The sequence below is a fragment of the Anaerolineae bacterium genome (assembly GCA_014360855.1).
GTDB lineage: Bacteria > Chloroflexota > Anaerolineae > JACIWP01 > JACIWP01 > JACIWP01.
In genome coordinates this window covers 1-4,715 of the sequence record JACIWP010000234.1, presented here as the reverse complement: position 1 = coordinate 4,715, position 4,715 = coordinate 1, and the positions used below count along the sequence as shown (strand labels likewise).

The 4,715-nt window shown below is 63.8% G+C and carries 4 protein-coding genes and 2 tRNA genes; 1 reads left to right on the top strand and 5 read right to left on the bottom strand.

What is annotated here, in order from left to right:
• A partial coding sequence (locus tag H5T60_11720; protein MBC7243099.1) for a hypothetical protein occupies positions 1-811 on the bottom strand: 811 nt, incomplete at its 3' end.
• A 546-nt stretch (positions 812-1,357) separates the two neighbouring features.
• Here H5T60_11720 and H5T60_11715 point away from each other — a divergent pair.
• Entirely contained in the window at positions 1,358-1,693 is a 336-nt protein-coding gene (locus tag H5T60_11715) for a hypothetical protein (protein MBC7243098.1), read from the top strand.
• Between the two features lie 102 nt (positions 1,694-1,795).
• Here the strand turns inward: H5T60_11715 and H5T60_11710 are convergent.
• The 4 genes from H5T60_11710 to H5T60_11695 form a co-directional block, all read right to left on the bottom strand.
• Positions 1,796-1,883, bottom strand: a tRNA-Ser gene (locus H5T60_11710).
• Positions 1,884-1,888: 5 nt separating this feature from the next.
• Positions 1,889-1,979, bottom strand: a tRNA-Ser gene (locus tag H5T60_11705).
• Positions 1,980-2,068: 89 nt separating this feature from the next.
• Positions 2,069-2,863 carry a sorbitol-6-phosphate dehydrogenase gene (gene srlD / locus H5T60_11700; protein ID MBC7243097.1) on the bottom strand — a complete coding sequence of 265 codons (795 nt, stop codon included), beginning with the start codon at positions 2,861-2,863 and terminating at the stop codon, positions 2,069-2,071.
• 3 nt (positions 2,864-2,866) lie between these two features.
• The gene (locus H5T60_11695) at positions 2,867-4,582 is read right to left on the bottom strand and encodes an alcohol dehydrogenase catalytic domain-containing protein (protein MBC7243096.1); all 1,716 of its coding nucleotides are present in this window, start codon (positions 4,580-4,582) and stop codon (positions 2,867-2,869) included.
• Between the last annotated feature and the right edge of the window lie 133 nt (positions 4,583-4,715).

The following is a 4,715-nucleotide window of genomic DNA, read 5'->3' as shown; positions in this document are numbered from 1 at the left end:
TGAGGGCCGCAAACGCCTGCTCTACCCCCACCTCCCGGCAGCGGCGCAGGAGGTCGCGGTGCTCCTCAAAGACGCGGCGGGCGTCCTCGTCGCCCTGGGCCTGGGCGACGGTGATCAGTCCCCCCAACAGGGCGTCGGCCTCGTCGTTGAGCAGTTCGGGGTGCGCCTCCAGGATGCGGCGGGATTCGCCCCAGGTGCGGGCCTGGATGAACGCCTGGAGGGTCTGGAGCAGCGGCGCGGCTTCTGCGGCCCGCCGTGCCGCCTCCTCCAGTTGGCGATAGGCCTCGGGGTCTTCCGTCCTCAGCCGCTCGATCTCCCGCTGTGCCTGTTCGGCCATCTGCCGCAGGGCGGCTTCGGGATCATCGCTCAGGGCGGCGGGGAGGAAGGGGCGCGGCACCACGGCCATCCTCTCCAGCCATTCGTCGCGCCAGGCCGGCCCCATTCGCTCGCGCAGCAGGCTCACCAGGCCGGCGGCCTGTTTGCGGTCCTCTTCTGTGGTTGTCCCCTGCGCGGGGGAGAAGAGGACCTCACCTCTCCCCCTGCTCCCTCCCCTCTCTTGACTTTCGGTCAGGAGAGGGGAGAGGGTGGCGGCGTCAGCCGCCGGGGGTGGGGTGAGGACCAGTAACGGCGCGTCCACCTGTCCCTCGTGGCCGCAGTGGGGGCAGGTCATGGTATGGAGGGTGCCGGCGCGGATGCGTTCCAGGAGGTCGGGGCGCTCGTCCGCGTCCACAATGAGCCAGATCTCGGCAGAGAAATCTCGCCCGCACCGCGGGCAGGTCAGGGATACGGTCTGGGAGAATGAATGGGGCATCGTTCACCTCCTTTGAAAGCGGCCCCCATGTAAGCCGTGTTGGCTTGCGCCAATGCCGCAGGGCGTGGGGCGTTACGGCCCCGGCTGGGCAGGGAGGCGGGCGGGGTTGGGTGGCGGCCAGGAGCGCCCGCGATCGCCGCCCCGGTGGTGCATGCGGGCCAGGAACCCGCCGGCCCGGTTCCGGACTTCGCAGTGTGGTAAACCATACCAATGTACCCGATCGCGATTATAATTTCGTCAAATTCTGGTGTCAATCCGCAGGAAAAACCGCACAATCATGGGGAATATTGTAGTCTCATGTCATCGGGGCGGAACGAAGATGCCGGCGCTGGGGGGGAATGGGGCTGGCGGTGGGGAATTCTGTCAAAATCATCATATCTTTTATTTTTATCATTTTTATCATCACAATTGGAGAAAACGCCAGACAATCTTGACAAAATTTGTCCATTCCATTATAATATGCACAAATCGGCCGGCTGGGCCGGCCCTTTTCCATATGAATAGATGGCAAATCGCGGTTAGGCGTACCTAGGAAGGCGGGATACAATGACAGGAAACCAGGAGCTGTTCTTTCCACCCCAGTTGTTGAGTGAGCTGGCAGACCTGCGGGACCCGAAGTGGCAGAAGTTTGTGGAGCGCATCGCGGCGCTCCCCGAGACCCATCCGGACAAGCTGGCGCTGTCCCTGGTGGTGATTCAGTTGGGTGGATGCATGAGCTGTGGGCCAGGCAGTTTCCGCCACATGAAGGGATGCACGGCCTGCGCTCGTCAGGCCGTAGGCTCGTTCAAGGGCGGAACGGCCAGGCTGATCGAGATGTTTGAAGAGGCTCGCAACGAGGTCCAGCAGTATCTGGGTGAGAAAAAGGCGCAGATTGCCGCCTAGGTCTACTCGCTGGGAATGTGCAGCGCCCCTCGCCGGCGACGGTGAGGGGCGCTTTTTTGTTGCCAAACAAATTGCTCCCTGGTAGGTCAGGGAGCCGGCTCGTGGCGGAGAGGGTGGGATTCGAACCCACGGTGGGTTGCCCCACACGCGATTTCCAATCGCGCCGATTCGTCCACTCTCGCACCTCTCCGGATATGGCGGAGGGGGTGGGATTCGAACCCACGGTGGGAGTTACCCACACGCGTTTTCGAGACGCGCGCATTAGGCCAGACTATGCTACCCCTCCAGAGGCACCGGCATTATAGCATGCCGGCGGCGGGATGTCAAAGTCCGGGGAGCATACTGTCAGAGAAAATGGCCGTGCGGTTGCGCGGGCTAATGCATCTCCTGCCCGCCGGTGACGTTGATGGCCTGGCCGGTCATGTAGCTGGCGTAGTCGGAGGCCAGGAAGACCACCACGTTGGTGACATCATCGTAGGTGCAGGCGCGCTTCATCGGCACCTGCTCGATATAGCGCCGGCGCACCTCCTCCTCGCTCACGCCCCAGCGCTTGGCGTACTGCGTGTAGAGCGACTGCACCCAGAGCGGGGAATCGAGCAGGTTGCCCGGGCAGACGGCGTTGACCCGCACGCCGTATTCGGCCAGCTCCAGGGCAATGCTCTGGGTCAGGCCGATGCCGCCGAACTTACTGGCCGCATAGGCGGAGTTCTTGTAACTGCCGCGCTTGCCGGACTTGGAGTTGATCTGAATGATGACGCCGCTCCGTTGGGCCTTCATGACGCGAGCGGCATGTTTGGCGCACAGGAAGTACCCGATGAGGTTGACATCAATGACCTTACGCCACTGCTCCAGGGGGAATTCCTCGATGGCGCCGGAGATGAGGATGCCGGCATTGGCCACCATGATGTCCAGCCGGCCGAACTCCTCCAGCGTGCGGTTGACCATCGCCTCGACCTCATCTTCTTTTGTGACGTCGACGCGCACGGCGATGGTGCGCCGGCCCGTCGCCTCCCGAATGGCCGCGGCGGTCTTCTCCGCACCCTCCAGGTTGATATCCGCAACCACCACATGCGCGCCCTCCTGGGCCAGCCGATGGCAAATGGCCTCGCCCAGGCCCTGCGCGCCGCCGGTGACAATGGCGATCCGATCCAACAGCGGTTTCTCTATCACCTCTCACTCCTCCGGTAGTAATATCCGCAGAAATTCATCCTCCGCTTCCACCGTCCACTCTCGTCCGTTCTTCAGCCGGGCGTATACCGTTGGCAGTACATGTTTCAGGTCCGGCAGTCCGGTCAGCGGGAACTCCTTGATGTTGGGGAAGATGACGATTTTGCCCGGGAAGCGGGACTCCACCACCGCCTTCAACCCTTCCTTGGCCGCGCTGAGCGAGCCGACGGCCGCTACCGAGGCGTTGGGCGAGAGGACGCCGGCCTCTGTCTCATGGAGCATCAGGCGCAGGTCGTCAATGCTGGAGGCGGAATGGCCGATGATGCGCGAGCCGTGCAGGTAGATCGGGCTGAGGTCGAGCTGGGCCATTGTGCCGCGCGGCACGCCGGCGAAGATATTCATCGTCCCGCCTTTCGCCAGGTACTCCGCCGCCCCCTCGATGATCGAGGCCACCGGCGCCAGGACGATGATATCGTCGAAGCCTGTGCCGGCGAAGGGCGCCATGCCGGCGGAGAAATCCTGCGGGTCCTCGGGATTGATGAGGACAAAGTGGATCCCCAGCGCTTCCATTTCTGCGTGGAAGGTCTCCCACAAATCGGCCCGCCGGCGGGCGTTGCGCTCCGTGCAGACGATGACCGAAGGGGTTGGCCTCTGTTGCAGGGCATGTTGGACGTGCATGCGTCCCATGGGGCCGCCGGCGCCGACGAACCAGGCGCGGCCCCCCGGCTTCAGCGCAGAGCGCACGGCCGGCAGATAGGCTTGTGCGATATCCGGCCCCGCACCGCCCACGTACAGCCAGCGGTTGTAATGAATGCGGCCCACGTCCACCGCCACCTTGCGCGGCAGGGGATGATGGGCGATGATGACGAACACGCCGAAGTCGCTCAAATGCGGGCTGGCCCGTTCGATGAGTTCCGGCTCCGCACCCAGCAGGATGATGTCATCCACGGGAGAGAGGGGAGGGTTGGCAGGGTCCGCCGCTTCCAGCACGGGGATGTCCAGCTCTGCAGCGCGCCGGCGCAGCCAGCCGGCGAATTCCTCCGGCACGTTCGTCAGCATGAGCTGGCGGGGATGGCCGGCGGCGTCGAAGCCGGCGCTGAAGGTATAGGGCAGGGAAGGTGCGCTGGGTGAGCCGATGACCCACATAACGCCGGCCGGCCGGGGCGCGGTGCGGTACGTGAGATGGTACGCCGCCACCACACATGCCCACGGTTCTGTCAGGGCGCTCTCGGCGTAACCGGTGTCCGGCTGGACAGGGATAAGATAATTGCCGTGGTCGCCGTTCAGGATGCGCTGGTCAATGACGTTGTACTGGGACAGGCCGCCCTGAATCTCGTACCCGTAAGCGTACCCCACGCCCTTGACATAAATATCTGCCTGGATGACAAAGCGATCGCCGATGCGGTACTGCTGACGGAGGTTTTCCCCGACGCCCACCACGGTCATGCAGACCTCATGGCCGAGCACCACCGGGTTCTCGCGCATGTTGCGGTAAATGCGGGGATGTTCCTCGCCGAGTGTAATGACCTTGATATCGGAGAAGCAGAGGCCGCAGGCATCGTGCCGCACGAGCAGTTCATCCGGCCCGAAGGCCGGCATCGGCACCTCGATGGGCTGGTCGTTCAGGCCCAGGTTCTCAAAGCCGGCCCCATACAAGGGCCATAAACGATTGGTTTTCGGCAGGGGCATCAGCCCCTTTTTATAGCGTTCCAACTTATCCATGCGTGTCTCCATGATACCAGGGTGATATGGTCAGCTTCCCAGGGCACGCAGAATATCCTGCGGGGAAGGCGAGGGACCCAGCGAGCGGAGAAGCGCCGTTCCCCGCGCGCCGGCCGGCCCGCCGCCGCCCACC